Origin of the sequence: Haloarcula sp. R1-2 (assembly GCF_011627385.1) — an archaeon.
Classification (GTDB): Archaea; Halobacteriota; Halobacteria; order Halobacteriales; family Haloarculaceae; genus Haloarcula; species Haloarcula marismortui.
Genome location: NZ_JAANTG010000001.1, coordinates 198,981 through 218,976, shown reverse-complemented (window position 1 = coordinate 218,976; position 19,996 = coordinate 198,981). Strand labels below are relative to the sequence as shown.

The 19,996-nt window shown below is 61.4% G+C and carries 16 protein-coding genes; 7 read left to right on the top strand and 9 right to left on the bottom strand.

The features are described from left to right. The first annotated feature begins 40 nt into the window (after window positions 1-40). From G9C82_RS01035 to G9C82_RS01025, 3 genes are all read left to right on the top strand, one after another. Complete coding sequence (locus G9C82_RS01035) at window positions 41-2,128, top strand: hypothetical protein (protein WP_127013141.1); 2,088 nt, start codon at window positions 41-43, stop codon at window positions 2,126-2,128. A gap of 378 nt (window positions 2,129-2,506) precedes the next feature. Continuing rightward, window positions 2,507-3,325 (top strand): transcriptional regulator TbsP, encoded by an 819-nt coding sequence (gene tbsP / locus G9C82_RS01030; RefSeq protein WP_004961158.1) that lies wholly within the window; start codon window positions 2,507-2,509, stop codon window positions 3,323-3,325. Window positions 3,326-3,356: 31 nt separating this feature from the next. Then, the gene (locus G9C82_RS01025) at window positions 3,357-5,066 is read left to right on the top strand and encodes a YcaO-like family protein (RefSeq protein ID WP_127013140.1); all 1,710 of its coding nucleotides are present in this window, start codon (window positions 3,357-3,359) and stop codon (window positions 5,064-5,066) included. A 15-nt stretch (window positions 5,067-5,081) separates the two neighbouring features. Here the strand turns inward: G9C82_RS01025 and G9C82_RS01020 are convergent, their stop codons facing one another. The 3 genes from G9C82_RS01020 to G9C82_RS01010 form a co-directional block, all read right to left on the bottom strand. Continuing rightward, window positions 5,082-6,230: a DUF63 family protein gene (locus G9C82_RS01020; protein ID WP_004961153.1), complete on the bottom strand. Its 1,149-nt coding sequence runs from the start codon at window positions 6,228-6,230 to the stop codon at window positions 5,082-5,084. A 95-nt stretch (window positions 6,231-6,325) separates the two neighbouring features. Then, window positions 6,326-7,165, bottom strand: coding sequence for an inositol monophosphatase (locus tag G9C82_RS01015; RefSeq protein ID WP_007190305.1), 840 nt, complete (start codon window positions 7,163-7,165; stop codon window positions 6,326-6,328). A gap of 72 nt (window positions 7,166-7,237) precedes the next feature. After that, window positions 7,238-7,438, bottom strand: a complete 201-nt coding sequence (locus G9C82_RS01010) for a hypothetical protein (RefSeq protein WP_004518094.1) — start codon at window positions 7,436-7,438, stop codon at window positions 7,238-7,240. A gap of 891 nt (window positions 7,439-8,329) precedes the next feature. Here G9C82_RS01010 and G9C82_RS01005 point away from each other — a divergent pair. Further along, window positions 8,330-9,547, top strand: coding sequence for a glycosyltransferase family 2 protein (locus G9C82_RS01005; protein ID WP_004961149.1), 1,218 nt, complete (start codon window positions 8,330-8,332; stop codon window positions 9,545-9,547). Window positions 9,548-9,574: 27 nt separating this feature from the next. Here the strand turns inward: G9C82_RS01005 and G9C82_RS01000 are convergent, their stop codons facing one another. After that, window positions 9,575-10,414, bottom strand: a complete 840-nt coding sequence (locus G9C82_RS01000) for a hypothetical protein (protein WP_127013139.1) — start codon at window positions 10,412-10,414, stop codon at window positions 9,575-9,577. A gap of 372 nt (window positions 10,415-10,786) precedes the next feature. Here G9C82_RS01000 and G9C82_RS00995 point away from each other — a divergent pair, with 372 nt between their 5' ends. Genes G9C82_RS00995 through G9C82_RS00985 form a run of 3 tightly spaced genes read left to right on the top strand, consistent with a single transcriptional unit; the run spans window position 10,787 to window position 13,679 of the window. After that, a complete protein-coding gene (locus tag G9C82_RS00995; protein WP_127013138.1) occupies window positions 10,787-12,232 on the top strand; it encodes a DUF58 domain-containing protein in 1,446 nt (481 codons plus the stop codon). Continuing rightward, window positions 12,229-12,729, top strand: a complete 501-nt coding sequence (locus G9C82_RS00990; protein WP_127013137.1) for a hypothetical protein — start codon at window positions 12,229-12,231, stop codon at window positions 12,727-12,729. The genes G9C82_RS00995 and G9C82_RS00990 overlap by 4 nt, the downstream gene beginning before the upstream one ends. Further along, window positions 12,726-13,679 carry a hypothetical protein gene (locus G9C82_RS00985; RefSeq protein ID WP_127013136.1) on the top strand — a complete coding sequence of 318 codons (954 nt, stop codon included), beginning with the start codon at window positions 12,726-12,728 and terminating at the stop codon, window positions 13,677-13,679. Before G9C82_RS00990 ends, G9C82_RS00985 begins: the two co-directional genes overlap by 4 nt. 14 nt (window positions 13,680-13,693) lie before the next feature. On the opposite strand, the gene G9C82_RS00980 is transcribed toward G9C82_RS00985, so the two are convergent. The 5 genes from G9C82_RS00980 to G9C82_RS00960 all read right to left on the bottom strand — a co-directional run bounded on the left by G9C82_RS00980 (window position 13,694) and on the right by G9C82_RS00960 (window position 19,937). After that, window positions 13,694-14,704, bottom strand: coding sequence for a MoxR family ATPase (locus G9C82_RS00980; protein ID WP_007190299.1), 1,011 nt, complete (start codon window positions 14,702-14,704; stop codon window positions 13,694-13,696). After that, the gene (locus G9C82_RS00975) at window positions 14,697-15,791 is read right to left on the bottom strand and encodes a DUF4350 domain-containing protein (RefSeq protein ID WP_127013135.1); all 1,095 of its coding nucleotides are present in this window, start codon (window positions 15,789-15,791) and stop codon (window positions 14,697-14,699) included. The genes G9C82_RS00980 and G9C82_RS00975 overlap by 8 nt, the downstream gene beginning before the upstream one ends. Beyond that, window positions 15,791-16,066 (bottom strand): hypothetical protein, encoded by a 276-nt coding sequence (locus tag G9C82_RS00970; protein ID WP_004961135.1) that lies wholly within the window; start codon window positions 16,064-16,066, stop codon window positions 15,791-15,793. The genes G9C82_RS00975 and G9C82_RS00970 overlap by 1 nt, the downstream gene beginning before the upstream one ends. A gap of 96 nt (window positions 16,067-16,162) precedes the next feature. Further along, the gene (locus tag G9C82_RS00965) at window positions 16,163-19,228 is read right to left on the bottom strand and encodes an FtsX-like permease family protein (RefSeq protein ID WP_127013134.1); all 3,066 of its coding nucleotides are present in this window, start codon (window positions 19,226-19,228) and stop codon (window positions 16,163-16,165) included. Window positions 19,229-19,235: 7 nt separating this feature from the next. Then, the gene (locus G9C82_RS00960; RefSeq protein ID WP_127013133.1) at window positions 19,236-19,937 is read right to left on the bottom strand and encodes an ABC transporter ATP-binding protein; all 702 of its coding nucleotides are present in this window, start codon (window positions 19,935-19,937) and stop codon (window positions 19,236-19,238) included. Window positions 19,938-19,996: the final 59 nt, after the last annotated feature.

Sequence of the window (19,996 nt, the reverse complement as noted above, 5' to 3'; positions counted from 1 at the left end):
ACCGTACGTATATATCAGATGACGTTCCACATATGCACACATGGTCACCTGGGGGGTGGCAGGCGAGCGGGTGGGCCGGGACGGCGGTGAAACGCTGGACTGGGATGGGGAAACGGCCGACCCGACCGCACTGGTGCACCAATTACACAATCGAGAGAGTACTGACGGAGAACAGTTACCACGGCGTGTCGACGATTGTTACCGCGGGTCCGTCACCGAGTTAGCGCTGCCGGCGGTCGATGCCATGGTAACCCGCGTTGATACTGGCGACGATAACGGGACGGTTGATTCACCGACAACGCTGCAGGAAGGCGAGTACCTGTTGACGATGCAGGCCCGTGCTGCGGATAGCGACCGGGAATCCCCGCTGGGCGTCGTCGACGACATCCGGATCCACGTCCACTTCGACGGCCCGGCGTCGCTCCATTCGGCCGGTATTACCACCGTGCTTAGTTTCCAAGAGCCGACGAGCATTACCGTCGGGTTCCTCTGGGAAACGAACACGGAGCGGCCGCATCTGCAGGTCCCCGCGACGCCCGAAGGGCTCGCAACGGCGATTACGCATCTGAGCGGAGCGCATCACACGATGCAGCCGTCCCGCTCGCATCCGGAACTCCGTGGACACCCGCCGATAGTCACGACCGGCGAGACAACCCGTATTCCGGAGCCGGTGCGACAGAACCGTCCCGAGACTGGTATCACGCTCCGTGTTCCGGAGTGCGAGGCGGAACTGCTCGTCAGCGCGCCGCTGGCGTACTATCTCGGCGCCAAAGTGGTGGTCGAGTCACGGGATGCCGCACTGCTGACGGCCGAAGGCACGTCGATACACCGCTCTTTCGACGCGTGGCCGTCGCTAGAGGCCGGCGTCGCAGCGCTGCTCCGGAAGGTGTTCTACCTCGACTGTCTGGTCAGACGCGTCGACCCGGCCGAGAGTGGCCCTCGTATCACGTCCGCCCTCTCGCTCGACCCAGATACAGTGCGGTCGCTGTCGCCGGCCGGCCGGCTCGAACGGTACATCGAGGTCTCGGACGAGGCCGTGAATTCGATTCTGCCTGAGTGGCCCCTCTCGACGTACGTCTCGCCGGAGCCGGAGCGGGTCCGCTATCTGCCCTTCCTCCTTGATCGGCTCAGTCTCATCTACCTGCCAGACAGCTCACGGCTTGATCAGGATGAACTACTCGACAGAACGCTGGCGGATTCGTATCTGAGTCGCGGATCGGCCGAACGCCCGCCAGTCATCGAGCCGAACCTGCGCGAGGGCCAACTGCACTCGTGGCTCGCGCCGGGGAACCCGATAGACGCCTGCAAAACGCCACCGGAAGCGTACGTGAACCGCTACCGGAGTCAGAACCGTGACACCGACAGCCAACAGGTCGCGGTCGTCCTCAACGACGAGGAGATGGCAGACGAACACACAGAAGTCACGGAGATATATCGGGCAGCTGACCTCCCCATGGACGTACGGGTCAGCGAACTGCTGTCGGTCAACGAACTGGCCGACGTGTTCCGGCAGCCGACGGAGTTCGTCCACTTCATCGGGCACTGCGACGAGGCGGGACTACGCTGTCCCGACGGTAATCTGGCACTGTCGTCGCTGTCGGAAGCCCGAACGCAAACGTTCTTCCTGAACGCCTGTGGCTCCTACGATGAAGGGCTTGATCTGGTCAAACAGGGCGCAGTCGCCGGCGCAGTGACACTCACCGACGTGCTGGACAAGCACGCCGCCCTGGTCGGGACCGCCTTCGCGCGCTTGCTCAGTAACGGATTCAGCATCCAGCGAGCGCTGGAACTCGCTCGCCGGCGGATAATGATGTGTAAAGACTACGCGGTTGTCGGCGACGGGACCTACTCCATCGTTCCCAATCCCGCGCATCCTGCAGTCGTCTGGCTCTCCGAAGGGGAGACAGGATTCGACGTGCAGTGTACGGTCGTGTCCCCGGAACGGCCCGGCGAGAGCTACCGCCTGCCGTTCGACGACAGCGCCGCGCTGAACGGCGAACAGACGAGCCACTCGCTCGGTGCTACGGAGTTGGCCGACGCGCTGGGCCAGACCTCGCTGCCTGTCATCTACGACGGGGAGTTCCACTGGTCCGATGACCTGGCCGCGCGCCTCCGGACGGGCTTCTGAGGAAGGGAGAGCTGTCAGACTCCATGGCCGGAGCCGAGGCGGCCGCTACCTGTTTTTGAACTGGCCGACCGAGTCGTTGCGGCGATGCGACATCTTCCGGGAACCTTTCGTACTGGGGGTCAGATTTGAGACGATACCCGGGTCGTAACTTCTGGCGGGAAGGAAACAGTGACACCAGCCACCGATTCGGCCGAATTTACGCGGCGTCACTGAGCGGCATTGGTGGTTCAGTCCGTGGGTCGAACGGCTTCTGCTTAGGATAATTGACCAATATTTTATCGCTGTTCGCTAGTGGGTGTTGTCGGATTGTTGGCGAAATCAACACAGTATGGCCGGTAAAATTAAATATAGCAGTACACTATATACTGGCAAGGGACAATGACCGAAAATCTCCTGCAAGACGACATCGGGTCCATGCTGACCACGGTGTTTGGGGCAACCGACGAGCCGGTGTACGTCGTGAACCCGTCGCGGCAGACCATTTCTGAGCTTGTATCGACACTAGACGCAGATTCGGGCGCTCCGGAAGTTCGGCTGCTGGCCGACGAGCGGGCACTGAAAGACGTCATGGACGACTTCCTCGTTGCGAGCACCGCGGCCGACCTCATCGATGAGGGGCGGCTCACGATGCGACTGCTCGACGACGTGCCGAACCACTCGGTCGCGGTAACTGTTGACACAGTGTACGCGCTCGTCACGATCAGCGATACGGTCGGCGGTCTCGGGACCGACGACGCAGCGTTCGTGGACAACGCCTACGACTACCACGACTCAGCTTGGACGGACGCCGACGAGTACTCACTCCGGACGCCGCCACTTAACCGCGTCCAGAGCACGCTTGAATCCGATATCGGCCCGGAAACCGCTTCGGACTTCAACGACGTTCTCAGCTCGCTGTCGACGGCCCGCGGCGATGGTGACGGGCTTGATGAGGTCACCATCAGTCTGCTTGTGGCTGCCCGAAACGGCGAACTCCTGTACGACATCAGCAAGTGGGGCGAGGATGTCGGGCTGGCGAGCAAGGCGACGTTCTCGCGGACGAAGACGAAACTCGAAGATATGAACCTCATCGACACCGAGAAGGTCCCGATTGACGTGGGTCGCCCGCGACTCCGCCTGATGCTCGGTGACGACCGGCTCAAAGACGCCGACCCGGACGAACTGGCCTCCGTCGCCCAATCCATCCTCGCCGCGTAGGTTTTTCTCCCTTCACCACGAGGGCTTCGGCATGCGAACTGTCGAAGTCGTCGGGCGTGGACCGGCTGTTGATGCACTTGCCGCGTTTCTCGCTGATATCGACGTTTCAGTAGCACAGCCGTCGACACCAGCGGACAGCAGTGGCGACCTCGCCATCGTCGTCGATACCGTCGGTTCGGAGCGGTTTGCGGCGTGGAACAACCGGGCGAAAGACGATGCCATTCCGTGGGTCGCCGTCGAACTGGGCGGCGTCGGTGGCGTCCCGGTGACTGACGCCGCGATTAGCGGCTTCGGACCTGAGACGGGCTGTTTCGACTGTCTCCGGACGCGGGTCGAGGCGACGGTCGATGACACCGAGGAAGTCACAGGAGCCCCGGCAGCAGCTACGCAACGATTCGCGGGAGCGCTGGCCGGTCGACTGGTGACCCAGTTTCTCGACGGCGACGCTGCCCTCCTTGGAACTGTCACGGAACTCCCGCACACCCAGCGGCGGTTCCTGCCTGTCCCGGGCTGTGACTGTGGCGGGACACAGGGCCATTCCCTCGGCGACGGTCGGCAGACGGCCCCCGACAGCGAGGCGCTATCGCGGGCGGAACTGGGCCTCGACGACCGGGTCGGTATCGCCACGGAGGTCGGTGAGGTCGAATCGTTCCCGGCTCCGTACTACCTGTCGACGCTCGCCGATACCGCCGGATTCAGCGACGTGTCGGCCGCCGCCAAGGCCGCCGGTGTTGCCATCGACTGGGACACAGCATTCATGAAAGCGCTGGGCGAGAACTACGAGCGGTACGCGGCCGGCGTCTACCGGGAAGGGAATCTACAGCACGGAACAGTCGCCGATGTACCGGCTGCCGTCACACCCGATACGTTCGTCAGAGACGAGGCCGAGTGGGACGAATCGCATGCGCTCCCCTGGGTTCCTGCCGAGAATCTGCTGACCGACGAGCAGCGGTCGCTGCCCGCCGAAACCGTCCACTATCCGCCGCCCTCGAACGCTGTCAGACCGGCAACGACGACCGGGCTCGGACTGGGCAACACCGTCACGGAGGCCTTGCTGACCGGGCTGTACGAGGTTATCGAGCGCGACGCCGCGATGCTGTCGTGGTACTCGACGTTCGACCCGCTCCGCGTTGCCATCGATGAGCACGAGCAGTACGAAACGCTCCGGCGGCGCGCCACATCTGAGGGCCTCGACGTGACGGCGCTGTTACTGACACAGGACGTGGACGTGCCAGTCATCACTGTCGCACTGGCACAGGACGAGTGGCCGCGCTTCGCGCTCGGGACCGACGCGGATCTGAACTCAGGTGCGGCCGCCGTCGGCGCGCTGGAGGAGGCGCTCCAGAACTGGATGGAACTCGATAGTATGGGTCCCAAGGCGGCCATGGATGCACAGGGTGCTATCGGGCGCTACGCCAAGTCGCCCGGTGAGGCGGCCGACCTGACGGCTGCGGAGACGGCAGTCCCGCTGGACTCGCTTGGCCCTGATGCGGACCTCTCTGGCGAGGCAGAGCTAGAGACGTTGTGTGACCGGGCGGCCGACGCGGGGCTCGCTCCGTACGGGACGCGGTTGACGACGCGCGACCTCGAACAGCTCGGGTTCGAGGCGGTTCGAGTCGTTTGTCCGTCGGCACAGCCGCTGTTCTTCGGTGAGTCGTTCTTCGGCGAGCGGGCCGAAGCCGTGCCGGCCGATTTGGGCTTCGAACCGCGACTTGACCGGGATCACCACCCGTTCCCCTAAGCGGACCAGTGGGTGTCAGATACCGAACGTCGCCCGCAGCATATCCCGCGAGCCCGGCCCGAGGCCGACGGCGGTAACGGCGATGAGCAACAGCAGTGCGTACCGTGGGCTGTCGTCGATGAACTCCTGGTTGAACAACGAGACGACCAGCGAGGCGACGGCAAGCTTGACAACTAAGAACGGCCAGGATGTGCCGATAGCGGCCGAGAGACCGGCCGGCTGGAGTGCCTCGGTAGCCGTAATGATGAACTCGTTGGCCGGGTGTTTCGGATAGTACGTTAGCGGGACATTGAGTGCGTCGAGCCAGTCGGCCAGCAGAACGTTCGCAACACCGTCGATTGCGTGGCCCCAGATGACCAGCAGGCCGATATAGCCAGTTCCGTCGTTCAGTACCGGGCGGTAGGACTCAAACAGGCGGTACAGTCCGTACGCCAGTGCCGACGCGAGTGCGACAGTCGTGATGAGGACTGACGGGTACAGCGTGGCGTACTCGCGGGTGAGGGCGACAAACGTGAGATACAGAAGCGTCACGGCGACAAAGGCCCCGCCGATAGCGCCGGTCGTCCGGTAGTAGCTGTCGACGACCCCACGCTGTTCGAGGTCCACGCAGACGACGAGGACGAGCAGGGTCAGCAGAAATACCGTGCCGTAAATCACGGGACTGATGATAAGCGAACTGAGCGGGTACTCGACGATCGGTGACACTCCGGCGTCGACTGCGCGGTCGGTTGCGTCTTCGACGGTCCGCAACGCACCGCCAAGCAGCATGAACGGCACGAACGCGAAGTAGAGCTTCGGGTCTTCGGCGATGTCCAGTCGCTCCAGAAGGAAGTAGACGCCGACGAGCATGTACACTAGAATCAGCATATAGCCGATTTCGGAGACGATAGTGTATCCCGGTTCGGCGATGAGCCGCCCCTCCTGAATGGCCGCCGTACAGCCATCGTACAGCGGTTGTGGGCCGGACGCAGTCATTTCGGCACAGCTAGCCGACTTGGCGTCCGCGTACACTGGCCCCCAGAAGTACTGCCAGAGGAACCGGTCCCAGACAGCCTGTGGAGCGGCCGTAACAGCGCCGACCGCGACGAGAAGGACTGCAACAAAAGAGCCCACCCAGAGCTGGCCGGGCCCGTACTCATCAACGGCTCGCTCGAGCGTATCCATGGCCGAGTGACCGGTGGCAGGCGGTTTTAGCGTTCCGGTCCCGTGTGCGTGGCGCGGAATTTCGCGCGGCACTGAACTCCGCGGGGCAAGTGTGTTCAGTTCTGTCTGAGCGCTTCGTTGCCGGCCGCCACGAAGGCCTCATGTGCCTCACCGTTGGAGGCAACGACGGAATCGCTGTCGTGGGTCCATGGCTCACCGTCGAGGTCAGTGACCATGCCACCAGCCTGTCGGACCATATGGACGCCGGCGAGCGTATCCCAGGGTGCCATCGGGCGCGTGCAAACGAGCCCCTCAAGCGCCCCGTCAGCGACGTGTGCCAGCGTTGCCTGGAACGAACCCAGGCGACGGATGTCGCCGAAGCGGTCGCCGACAGCGCTGCACAACCGACCAAACTCATCTCGGTCATCGCGGTCCCACCAGCCAACAGGCGCCACGGCAAAGGTCTCCGGGTCGGTTCGTCCGCTTACCGCGAGTTCGGTCCCGCCTCGCGTACCGCTCTCCGGGCCGGCGGCGTAGAGGTCACCGTACGAGGGCAGATAGGTCACTGATGCGACCGGCTCACCGTCGACAATTGCGCTGACGGCCGTCCCCCACAAGCGCATCCCACGGACATAGTTCGCCGTCCCGTCGATCGGGTCGATGACCCACAGGGAACCACTGTCGGGGACGCTATCGACCGCTTCAGGCTCGCGGTCAGCCTCGGGCCCGGCCCGCGTCGAAAGGTCTTCCTCACAGAGAAATCGGTCGTCAGGGAACTCTGCTCGAATCGTGGCGACGACCTGCCGCTGGGCGTCGCGGTCCGTCTCCGTAACGAGGTCGTTCTTGTTGGCCTTCGAATCGACACTGAGGTCGCCCCGGAACTGCTCGCGGGCAACGACACCGCCAGCGCGGGCCGCTCGCTCGGCAACCGCCGCCCGGTGGCTTGCATCTGTCATATCTGATGCTGGACCGCCCGTGTTCAAACCATCTCGCCTTCCAGCAAAACAGGACCGACGGTCGGCGATGGGTTACTCCTCTTCGACAGCCTCGTCGACGGCATCGAGAATGGCTTCGGCAATGTCCCGTGCCTCATTGGGCGTGTACAGGACCTGATTCCCCAGCGACTGTTCAATACGGACGTAGCCGTCATCGTCCTCAATGGAGAAAAACGCCGTATTCTCCAGTGGTGGCACGTGCAGGCTGGCCCCCTCGGACTGATCTGTGGCCATGTTATTGTTTAACACATGGAGTGGCTTAAATCTACGGCTCTGGGCGACGATGCTCGCCCAGTTACAAAAATTAATAATTGGACCCCAACGGCTTATACTCATCTCGGATATGTACGAATATGGCATCGATACGTGGGGCGCTTCAGTTTAGCAAGGACATCTCGATTATCATGCTGTTGGGAGTTGTCTACGTCCTTGGGCTAAGCGTCACAACGTTGGTCCGCGCATCAGAGGATCGATTGCCGCGGCTACACGCTGCTGGTGGCGAGATACGGAACCGACTTCGCCGCCCAGTGTAAGGCACTCGGCAATCGAAATCCCAGCGCTACCGACCGGCACATGAAATCAGGTGGCCGTCCCTAGAGCATGTCTGTCCGAATTGGTGAGTGTTCACCGACTGTAGACAATACCTGAGCCGCTTTTCTTAGTCTCTCGTTGGGTTCTCAGTGTAGTGCAACTCCTGCAAACGTGGCTGCCTCGCTGGCTGTTGTATTGTGTTATTTGAAATTCTGTAGGCGAAGTCCGCTGCTGATATAGTCTGCTAGTCTGACAGATGTATGCTTCATAACGTACATTAGTGCGTGAATAGTGTCGTTTACTGATAGGTGCCCATTCAACAATCTCATCATGGTCGAAAGAAATTATGCACAATCAGAGGAGAATAGCAGTTCTCATGCTGACTATTGTTATTAATCATGGATTATCCCACCCAACAGCTTTATTATATGCTGCTTTGACATGATACCCTGTGTGGGAACCATGCGGTACCTATCAGAAATGAGCCATTGAAATCAAATAAAATGGGGCCTACCAGCCGTATTCATCGAAAGCCGTTCAGGGGAGTGGAGAGCGCATGTCGCTAGACGCACCAGTTACAGCCGAGGTACGGGAATGACAATACAAGCAAATCAGGCAAATCAAGCAGACCAACAGGGGATCGCAGCCAAGACTGCAGACGAGTTTCTCGTTACGCCCGAGAGCGAAGTCACGCCGGTTTTGAGCGTCGTGATGCCCACGCTCAACGAGGAGAAAGGAATCGTAGAATGTATCGATTGGATCAAAACAGCGATCTCGGAGTTACGCGTCCCAACCGAGATCATCGTAAGCGATAGTTCGACCGACGCGACTCCTGAGCTAGCTCGCGAGCGGGGTGCGACAGTCGTGACACCTGACGAACCGGGCTATGGCTATGCGTATCGCTACGCGTTTGGCAAGGCACGGGGAGAGTACATTGCGATGGGCGATGCCGACACGACGTACGATTTTAAGATGATTCCACAGCTCCTCGAGCCAGTCCAGAACGGCGACGCGGACATCTGTATGGGGAGCCGACTCGAGGGTGAAATCCGTGATGGGTCGATGCCGCCGCTACACAAATACGTCGGCAATCCGCTCTTGACGCGTTTCCTGAACACGTTCTATGGAGCCGGTGTCAGCGACGCACACAGTGGTTTCCGTGTGTTCACCAAGGATGCGCTCGAAACGCTAGAGCTAGAGACAACCGGGATGGAGTTCGCCAGCGAGATGATCATGGAGGCCGGCGCGAACGATCTCACCATCGAAGAGGTCCCGATTATCTATCACGAGCGGGAAGGTGAGGAAACGCTTGACAGTTTCAGTGACGGCTGGCGACACGTCCGATTCATGCTCGTGAACGCGCCGGATTACCTGTTCTCGTATCCGGCTTTGTTGCTCGTCTCTGTCGGGGCAGTGTTGATGTCGCTGTCAATTGCCCAGCTGTCGATCGGTGGCGTCAACTTCGGCATACAGACGATGGTCGGCGGCTCGCTGCTAGCAATCGTCGGGTATCAGGTCTGGACGCTCGCGCTGTTCAGTTCCATCGCTGCGAACCCGATAAACAAACCCGACGGCGTACTCGTCGGCATGATACGGGAGCAGTTCCAGTTGGAGCACGGCGCGTCGATCGGCATCCTCGCGGCCGCAGTCGGAATTCTGTACCTCGGGGGCGTGTTCGGACAGTGGCTGTTCGCCGGCGAAGCGGCGTTGCCGTCAGCCACGGCGACCCTTCTGGCCTCCACAGTCGTGGTACTCGGGCTACAGACAGTGTTCGGGTCGTTCTTCATGAGCATGCTGGCAGACAGCAGCTAATCGTTGACTGCCACTTTTCCGGACGAGTCAGTTCCGCGTACATCTGCTAGAGCACGTTCCGTTCTCCGCGCACGCAATGTCAGGCTGTGTTCGGTTCTCAGCAATGAACTGCCATTCGTTTCGACCCACGCTGTCGGTACCGTTCGAATAGGTAAGTTGTCTGTACAGTCCGTTGTAGTTCATCACGCTATCGTACTCCGTCCGGGAGTAGCGCTCCTCATCGATACCGTCCTGATGGGCGTCGAGTCCCATCGCGTGCCCGAATTCATGCATGAATAGCGAAGCGGTGACCTTCGTCGAATCGAACCGCTCCATCGCCGCGATTTCAGGCCGTCCCGCGCCGACGAAGTAATCGTCACCGTTGTAGGCGACATCATCGGCGAGCAAGACGTAGTAGTAGCCGTCAGAACTGTACTCCGAATGGTTGGCCCGGAAGTCGTAGATATCGTTCCCGGAACCAGCACGGGATTTCGAGTGAACCGTCCCATTAGCTGAAAGGTTAGTATCATCCGTAACGAGATGGATATCGATCCCAGTGGAGTCGTCCGGGTTCGAAACGGGTGCATTCTCGAACGTCTCGACAATGGATGTCTGGACCGAATCGCTGAGCGTCGTTGCCTGTGTCGAATCGACTTCGACATAAATGTCCGTTCGGAGTGGGTCTGCATCCGGGATAGCCTGCTCACAGCGGACTTCCATGCCGTCCGGATAGCCGTCGTCCGTGTCCGCGTCGGTCGGGTCAGTGTTATAAGTAGACCGCTCTAGCGAATCCGACAGTCCGTCTCCATCTGTATCAGTGGCGTTCGCATCGGCCTGAACCTGCTGTACGTTCGGCGTATCGGCCCCACCGCCGCTAGTGGTGTTCATTTGCGGCGACATCCCGGCGACTGGAAACACGACACCGGCGAGAAGTAGCGTAGCGAGTACAATGGCACCAGCGCCGACCAGCGACGCGTTACGGAACCAGTTGCCGGTGAGACGACGGGTGCCGGTAGGGCCGTCTGGGTCTTTAGCTCCAATATTAAGACTGAGTCCAGAAGACGCATTCAGACAGGGTCCCAAAAACCGGGATAAAATAGACTTCTGCGACATCTATACACCAATATTCTTGATCAGAGGTTAAGTAAGTGATTCTCTGAGTATCAGTATCGATTTCGATATCAGGTGCAGATGTACTGCCGAAGTACCCGGGTATGTCTGTCGGTATCTTCAATGGGCTCGATTCAGTAACGGAACGTAATGCGTGTTACGCGGCGGTTCTGGCTCACGCTCACTGCTATCGGTAGCCTCATCGTGGGTGGTGGGCTCCTTGATGCACCCCTCTTAGTCGTCGGAGCCGTCGGGCTCGCAGGCTGGCTGCTCGCGATGCAGTTTGCGTTCGTTCGTGGCGTTTCTCGGCTCAAGGACGAACTCACAGTTAGCCAGTCACTCGACCGGTCCCGAATACGGACTGACGCCGAAACGAACTACACACTTGAAGCATCGGTCAACGCTGCCGGCGATCACCTGCCGCTTTCTATCGAAGCACAGATTCCACTCGCAGCGCGGATGGAAGCGGGCCCCACTCCGGATGTCGATCTCGGTGCGTCGATGCAGTCGTCATCAGTGACACTCCCGCTCACCTGGGAGACTGTTGGCAACTACACCGTTCCCGGAGCCACAGTGACGGTCAGTGACGGCACCGGGCTGTTTACCCAGTCGTTCACAACGGGGCCCGGCCCCGAAATAACAGTCGAGTCGCCGTCGGTCGGCCCGATTCACGTTGGCCAGAGTGGGAAACGGCTGCTACGCGGTGTCGGGGAGCACGATGCCCGCGGGCGGACGGGTGGCCTGTCAGCCGAAGAAATTCGGAAATACGTTCCGGGTGACGCACTGAAATACGTCGACTGGAAGGCGACTGCCAGACTGGACGAGGCACACGTCCGTAACTACGAGGCTGAGAGTAACCGTAGCGTGGTCCTCGTCCTTGATCACCGTCAAACGCTGGGCGATGGCGCACCTGGCGAAACGAAGCTAGAGCATCTCAAAGCGGTCGCAGCGGCGTTCCAGCAGCGTGCCGAAGCGACCCGCGACCCGTTAGGGTACGTGACTATCGATGACGCAGGCGTGACGGAATCGAGAGTCCCAGTAGCGCGAGCCGAGGTTTACAGGTCGTGTCAGCATCGGATCAGTGACCTCGACACCGAAACTGAGACGCCGCCGACAGCCACCACGACAGCGACGCACACCGGAACGATGACAGGGATGGTAAATCCGGCGGCGAACACACAATCACCGATAGAAGCGACGCTGCTCGCGTATCGGAGCGCTGCTGGGTCAAAGCGACACCCTCCCGACCAGCCACTGTACAACGGGTTGCAGGCGGCACCACAGGAGGTACGCAGCGCGGACCTGCTGGTCATTTGTACAGACGACAGCAACCCGAACGAACTGCGGAACACAGTTGGACTGGCAAGACGCAACGCAACAGAGGTCGTCGTGTTTATCACGCCGTCAGTGGCCTTCGATACGGACCTCCTCACGGACCTCGATACCGCCTACGAGCGGTATCGGGCCTTCGACCAGTTCCGGCGTGAATTGAACGAAATCGACTCGGTGACGGCCTACGAGGTTGGGTCGCCGGACCAGATTTCGGCGATTCTGTCCGGCAGCCCAGCGAACACAGACCAGCGGGGGTCCGTATGAGTATGGCACTGGCGAGGGGACGGTCGCTTCAATCACTGCCGACCGTGCTCGGCCTGCTGGGCATCGTCGCCGCGGCAGGCGGGCTCGTCCTAGGTGGACCGGTATGGCTTGGCCTCGTCGGTGTTGTCCTGGGCGGGCTCTATCTGTCCGGAACAGTCGTTCTCGCGGTCGTGCTGGGACAGATAGCACTCATCGCAGTTGGTGCACCGTCACTGCTATCGCTCGTCCTTGTCGAAGGTGGCCTGTTCCTCGCATTGCTTTCGGTCGCAGTTGAGACACCCGACAGTCGAGTCGCTGGCAGCCTCGTGGCGCTTGTCGTGCCACTGCTCGGCGGTCTCGCCTGGCTGTCGCTCGGACGCTTGAACCTAGACCCATTCAGGGCCGGGTCCGCCCTCCTCGTTGGGATTGCCATCGTCGGCTATCTGCTCCATCGCTATCTGCTGCTAGAACTCGATATCGTGACTGAAGACGCAGCTTCGGATCGTGAATTCCTATGAGTCAACCCGAGCCCTCGCAACTGGACGCATCAACTGATGACAGCGACCAGCAAACGGATGTTGTACCGGATCGCCAGACACTCGAAGCGGAGCTAGGCGTATTGCGAGAGGAGAACCGCCGGTTACGCGAGTCCTACGCGCATGCAAAGCGGGCAACGTTCAGACGGACCGCATTGGGCTTTTTTGCGGTCGGTGGGCTCTCCCTCATAGCGGCGTTCGTTTTTCCGGCCCTGCAAACTATTTTCATCGCGTTCGGTGGGACCGGTGTGTTCGCCGGCATCGTCACGTTTTATCTCACTCCCGAGCGATTCGTTTCGGCGTCGGTCGGTGACACGGTGTTCGACACGCTAGCCGATGTCGAGCAGCACCTTGTCAGCGAACTGGAACTCCAGACTGAGACGGTGTATGTCCCAACAGCATCCCACCCGGAGATGGCTGCGCGCCTGTTCGTCCCCCAGCACGTCGAGTACGCGGTTCCCGACCCGGAGCAGTTGGAAGAGCTGTTCGTCACGGGCGTCGAAGCGGAGCAAGGTATATCGCTTCCCCCGACCGGTGTCCGGCTATACACCGAGTTCAAGCGAACCCTCTCGGGTGAACTCGATGACGACCCCGATGCAATAGCGACACAGCTGACTGCGGCCCTGTCCGAGCAGTTCGAACTCGTCGACGACACAACAATCGAAATCGGTGGCGAGAACCGAACCGCTTCTATTGCCATCGATAATCCTGCGTTCGGTGACATTCACCGACTAGATCATCCGGTGGTGTCCCTGCTCGCGGTGGGGTTTGCCACGGGCCTTGACAGACCGGTTACCGTCGACACCCGCGATGACGAGCGCTTCAGCGGCGTCGTGACCGTGTCGTGGGACGCACTCGAACAACCATCGGCGCAGTCCAGTGGCACGGCGACTCCGGAACAAGAGACGACCACAATCCCGGAAACCAGCTAACTGCGGTCCGGTCGCTATTCGGAGTCGCGTTTCGTCCCGCCGTCACCGACCGCTGTCTCGACATCCGCACTGTGGTCGGTGTCAGACCCCGGCGGCGTTATCGACTGGAGGATTTCCTCGATAACCGCTTCAGCGGTGATCTGGCTCAGTTCGGCGTCGCTGTTCATAATGAGACGATGGCGCAACACCGGGAGCGCCATCTCTTTTACGTCGTCCGGAATGACATACTCGCGGCCGTTCAGACGAGCGACCGCTTTCGCTGTATTCTGCAGATCGATTGTCGCCCGCGGTGAGGCGCCGTGAATGACGTTTCGGTGGTCCCGCGTTGCGCCGACGATAGCGAGGATGTACTCCTTGATGCTGTCTTCGATATGTGTCTCAGGGACCACTGTCCGGGCGTCCAGAAGTTCGTCCCGAGAGATGACCTGCGAGATAGAGTCCGCATCAAGCGTCGGATTCGCGTCGAACCGGTCGAGGATTGCGCGCTCATCCTCGGAGTTGGGAATCTCAGTGACGAGTTTCATCTGGAATCGGTCGCGCTGGGCCTCCGGGAGTTTGAACGTCCCTTCCATCTCAAGTGGGTTCATCGTCGCAACGACGGTAAACGGCGTCGGGAGTTCGAGCGTCGACCCTTCGATAGACACCTGCCCCTCCTGCATCGCTTCGAGCAGCGCGCTCTGCGTTTTCGGCGGGGCGCGGTTGATCTCGTCAGCGATGACCAGATTGGTAAACACCGGGCCTTTCTGCAGTTCGAACTCGCCGTTTCGCTGGTGATACACTGTCGTTCCGGTGATATCTGCAGGGAGCAAGTCAGGCGTCATCTGGACCCGAGAGTGCTGGAGATCCGTCGCGTTGGCGATAAGCGTGGCAATTGTGGTTTTTGCGACACCGGGAACCCCCTCTAAAAGCACGTGACCGCGCGTAAGCATTGCGACAGTAATGTGTCGAAGAATCTGCTCGTTACCGATAAGAACTGTTTCCGTCTCCTCTCTGAGACGGTCGTACAGTACCGCCGGATCAGTCATTACGTTGACGGTCGGGCCGCTGTTTAATAACGGCTTCCGTTACTCGCTTTACTTGAGCGGATTCCCAGTCCGGGTGACGGCCGCTAAGGTACTTTTCCACGCCGTCTCGGGACAAGTGCGGGTCCGGCTCGCGGCCGCTGTATTCGCGGAATCGATCCCGAATAGGCTCGTCGAGACGGTGGTCGTACGCGAGTAGCGCCCCGACAAGCACGACGCCACAGAACAGTAACAACGCGTCCGACCGCTGCACGGCGAGGACGGCAGCGGCCACTGGCGGGATACTGCTGGCGTGTGAGTAATCCAGCAGGGCCGTGTCGTGATCGGCGACGATGTTCCGGACGAACCGTCGGTTGTCACCTCGTTCGAGCATCGCGTTCACGAAGAGACTCGGGTCACTGACGGCGATAACTCGACCGTCGCCGACCAATTCGCTTGTGACGACAGGTCGAGATGCTAACTGCTCCGCACCGTCGAGATTGGCGTTACCGTTGGTGTCGAGATAGGCGTATTCGGAGGTGTTGACGAGTGGCGTCGCGTTGCCGGCCCTGACAGTCGTGCCGTAGTTGAGGACGACAGTATCGACGCCGGCAGTCTCCGGATAGTCGCCGGCAGGCGTCGCTTCCGGGAGCGAGGAGTTGCAGTAATAGTTTCGGTTGTCGTACACCGGGCGACCGTCAAAACGCGCGTCAGCACCGACGGCAGCGAGCAGGGAATTCCCTTCTGGGCGGTAATCCTCGGCAACGACGAGTGTCCCGCCGCTTCGAACGAACTCCGCGATTCGTGCCCGCTCGCTCGACGAGTACGGCTCCGCCGGCGAGAGAACGACTGCAACCGTTCCGTCCGCGTCACTCGTCGGATACTGACTCACGTTCGTTCCGACGGTTACGTTTGCACCGGCATCAGCTGCGACAGTTCGAAGCTCGCCCGCCCCGTCCCACTGGGAATTATACGCACCGAACGCCGCTGAAGACGTGCTCGCGGCGTAGACGAGCGCGATGACCGTGAGGGCAGTGTAGGTGGCAAGCAGTAGCTGTGGGAGAGTGAGCGACGGGAGCCAGGAATCTTCGGGAGACGGTTCCGATACCATCAGATCAGCCCCGGCGGGAGAATTGCAAGGATACGTTTGATAACCACGTAAGCAAAGCCCACCAGACCGAGCCCGATGAGCCACCAGAGCCGCCGTCGCCAGCGCGGCGACACGGCCTGCGGTGCGACCAGTTCGACAGTAACGAGAAACCCGATCAGCGAGACGACGAAAAACAGCTCCAGTGTCAGCGCATCCAGGAGGGTCAACACGAGGATGGTCCCAAGCACCCACATGAGATGCCCGTAGATGAACTGCTGTCGCTGTCGGGTCGCCATGATACGGCGTTCTTGTCGGTAGACAGTCAAAGTTCCGACCGACGGGCAAGGTTCAGATTCCCACTGGACAAGCTGATCCCTATGCTAGGGACTCGGTCAGTCGTCGCTAGGCTGTCTTTCGTCGACCGACTCGTCGTCGGGCGTCCGCGTTCGGTCACCACTCGGGAGCAACGAGACCGGTGAGGCCGTCAGATACGGCACCGTTGCGACGAGGGCACCGAACAGGGCGAGCGAGACGCCACCGACGAATATCGCTGTGAGGATCGCTGGCGGCGTCCGCGCGGAAAGACGGAAGCCGAAGAAGACGAGCCAGCCGGCCCGCTCCAGCAGCTGTAACGCGAGAACGGACAGGCCAAGCGCGAGACCGGTCGCTGGGATCGCTATCCGGGCGATATCGGCCAGAATCGTCCGCAGGACCCGCCACTGCGTCGCGCCGGTTGAGCGATGGATGCCGATGGCCTGCCGGCGCGCGTGGACCCCCTGTGCGAACGTCGCCGTAGTACTGCCGACGGTACTCAACGCCGAGAGAACGACAAGGACGCCGAGAATCAACTGGACGTTCCCGAACACGCCCTCGACGGAGCGCTCGATTGGCGTTCCGGACGCGTACGACCCACTGCTTGCCACCGCAGATGCCAGCCGGCGGTCGCCGGTCACCTCGTAGTCCGCCGTGGTGAGGGTGGTCCCGTTGACTGTCATTCGATAGGTGTACGTTCCGGGCTGGCTCCGTCCACCGTCCGGGGAGAACCGCGTTTGCGTGACGTTTCCGGGCGGCATATAGACGGTCCGGTTCCGGGAGACACCGGGACCGATGACGCCCACGTTGCGCGTGAGCGGTTCCTGCCATGGGTTTGCGAGCCCGACCCTGAGCGTCGGTGTCGTCAGGACCGAGCCCGATGACGGAGCTATCGACAGCTCCCCGTACAGTTCCCGCTCAGTTCCACGGACGATTTGAATATCGTGTGTCGCCGTCTGGTTTCCGGACCGGGCCGTTATCGTGTAGTTCCCCGGCTCGCGTGGCAGGGGAACAACGGCAACACCGCTCGAGCCAGTTCTGAGCGACGGGCCGTTTACCGTGACGGTGGCGTTCGAAACGCGCTCGCCAGTTTTCGTGACGACAGGGACGGAGAGTCCCGACCCGGGCGGAGCCTGTGAGGGCAACTGGCTCGGAATCTCGATAGCGTTCGGCGAGACGACAGTCACTGGGTGGGTGTACTCCCCGGCAGTAGCGTTTGCGGTCCCCAGCTCCGACGCGGTAACGGAGACAGTACCAGTCCGCTCCTGTCCCGGCGGAACAGCCACCGTCGTTGTTCGCCGGTCGCCCTGATACCGGACTGTGACTTCCCGGTCCGCCCGCTCGTTGCCGACGTTTCGGACGGCGACGGTGAGGTTGACTGTGTCACCTTTTGTGACGCGTCTCGGACCTGACAACCCCGTCACGACAGCGCCCGACTGGTTAGCCGCGACACCGTCGGCATCGTCGATCTCAGACACCGGGCCCTTCACGCGAATCATGTGGACCTGCCCTGGCCCGGTCGCCAAGTCGGCCGCGGAGTCAAGCGGCAGAATGAGCAAGTCATCGAGCGTTCTGGGGGCGTCGTACCGTCCGACGATGGTGACCCGGCGAACCCCAGGCTTGACGCTCCCACTGACGGTCAGTTCGTCACCGACCTCGACATCGAGCGTCTGTGCGAGGTCGCTCCCGATGACGGCCTCGTCGTGTCGCTGTGGTCGCTGGCCTTCGACCAGCGTGGCTCCAGTGACGTTCGCGAACGCATCGTACTTCGCCCCGTGAGCCATGTACGGCTGGCCGTCCGAAACCTGAGCGTAGATGATCTCCGGGCTGGCCGGTGTCCCGTCGGCACTCAGAGCGGAGGCGTACTCAGCATCGAGCCGACTGTTCAGCGGGTGGGGCGCGCCGGCTTCGGTGATGGTCCCAGTGCCGCCCGCTTCACCGCCAAGCGGGGAGGCGAGGCCGGCCAGCGAGACAACCAGCAGGAACGTGATGCCGAACACGGTCAGCGTCGCCGCCGTCGGCACGACCGAGCGCCACGAAAGGAACGTCGGTGTGACCCAGCTTCTGAGCGTCGCAAGCGTCGACTGCCCGGACTGGCCAGACCGAGTATGGCGGTTTCCGAGAGAGGCCGGTGGACGAGTCGCCGCAGGATAGGCCGCGAGCGCGCCGGCAACCAGCCCCATCAGAACGAAAATGCCGGCGACGCCAGCGACGACAGTAGCGCTCTGGCCGGTGACAGTGATATCGAGCGCGATTGGGAGCCCGACGAAAATCGCGACGTTGACGAGTGCCTTGATAAGGATGAGTCCGACGGCGTAGCCCAGCACGACGCCGGTCGTGACGAGGAGGCCGGCACGAAGCGTAAACAGAAGCCCCACACGCCACCCCGACGCGCCGGTCGAGCGAATTACCCGTATCGCATCGAGTCGGTCGCGGACGCTCATCCGCGTGACGTTGTAGACGACAATGAGGACCAGCAATCCGCCAGCAGCCGCGGCGATACCCAGCGCCCAGAGCACCTGCTCCAGACCGCCAAGGACGTACAGGAGCGCGCTGACAAGCGGTGCCCCTTCACTCGGAAGGCTCCCTAGCCCGGTTCCGCTCGGACTGTGGTTGATGACGAAGTAGCCGGTGACGCCGACCCGCTGGGCGGTCGAGGCGTTCGTCGCGTACCACTGGTTCGAGAGGAACGTCGTTCCTCGCTGCTGTGGCACGACCGTGAGCGAGACGGTGCTGTTCGACCCGCTGACCGTTCGGGTCTGTTGCTGGGAGACCGGTCCTCGGCCGTCGACGCCGTCAGGAAGTGTCGGTAATCGACCTTCCTGCCACTGGGCCGACCCCTCGATGAGCACTCTGGGCGCATCGGGTGGGATGCCGACGAGACGAAGGTCGGTCCCGTCTGTGGTCGCCGTCGCTGTCGGGAGCACGGTGACATCCTCACCGGGTTCCGGCGGGCCGTGTTCTGCGTCGTGGTAAGTGACCGTCCCGGAGTTCGCAAGCGGTTCGGCGAACGTTTCTGAGTACGTGACGGCGGTGAACAACAGCAAGACCGTGCCGATGAGAAACGCGGCCGTCACGGCGACGACGACGACGGTGAGCCGATCTCGTCTGGACCAGCGAAACAGGAGAGCGTTTCTGTATCCCATCGATTCGTTAGTTCGTCTCCGTTGACGGGCTCGCGTCCGGCGTCGAGGCAGTATCCGAGACGAGCGTGCCGCCGCGGATGAACAGCCGTTCGTCGAACCGCTGTGCCAGTTGCGGGTCGTGGCTGATGACGACGAGTGCAGTTTCCGTCGATTCCTTCATGCTAAACAGGAGGTTTAGCACCGACTCGGCGGTGTCCGGGTCTAGCTGCCCGGTCGGTTCGTCGGCGAGAATTATTTCGGGACGGTTTGCAAGCGCTCGTGCGATAGCGACCCGCTGTTTCTCGCCCCCGCTCAGCGTCGCGGGGTACTGGTGTTCGAGTCCGGCGATGCCCAGTCGTTCGAACAGCGTGTCCAGCCAGTCGGGGTCACGGTTGCCCGCGTGTTCCTGCGGGAGCGACGCGTTCTCGCGGGCGGTCAGGTCACCGATGAGCTGGAAGTCCTGGAAGACGAACCCGAGCGTCGTCCGCCGCAGGCTAGCGCGCTGGCGTTCGGACAGGGCACTCGCATCTCGGCCGGCGACCTCCAATTGACCGCTAGACGGTGGTTCTAGGAGTCCGAGGACGTTGAACAGGGTCGACTTCCCGGCCCCGCTAGGTCCCTGCACGAGCATTGCCGCGTCGGACCCGACGGTAAGTGAGACGCCATTGAGAATCTTGGTGCCCCGTCGTGTGACACACAGCCCTGAGCCGACGAGGACGGGGTCAGTCATTGTCGGCCTTTCTGCCGGCCCCGTATTGTATGCCACGGTTACATACACGGGAAAAATGG